The organism is Pseudoalteromonas sp. P1-25, assembly GCF_001401805.1.
In the GTDB taxonomy this organism is placed as follows: Bacteria; Pseudomonadota; Gammaproteobacteria; order Enterobacterales; family Alteromonadaceae; genus Pseudoalteromonas.
This window is the reverse complement of record NZ_LKDW01000128.1, coordinates 1-251: the sequence shown is the minus strand read 5'-3', so window position 1 is coordinate 251 and position 251 is coordinate 1. Positions and strand designations below refer to the sequence as shown.

Annotated in this window: 1 protein-coding gene; it reads left to right on the top strand. The window is 51.4% G+C overall.

Features of this window, described 5'->3' with window-relative positions; all coding sequences use genetic code 11:
• Positions 1–251: Ig-like domain-containing protein (locus tag AN393_RS20345; protein ID WP_235576224.1), on the top strand; the 251-nt coding region annotated here is incomplete at both ends.

The window sequence follows — 251 nt, the reverse complement described above, 5'->3', positions numbered from 1 at the left end:
GAAGTGCAAGCCGATGGCACCTTTAGTGTAGATGTGCCTAATGAGTTAAGTGAAGGTGAATTTACCGTTGAGGTATCGGTTACCGACGCTGCAGGCAATGAAACCACAGCCACCACCACCGGTGAGGTTGATACCGCAGCGCCTACAGTGGTTATTGACCCTGTTGGTGATACTAATGACACCACACCGACTATTTCAGGCACAGCAACAGGCGAGCCAGAGGGCACGGTTGTTACGATAACCGTAACGGA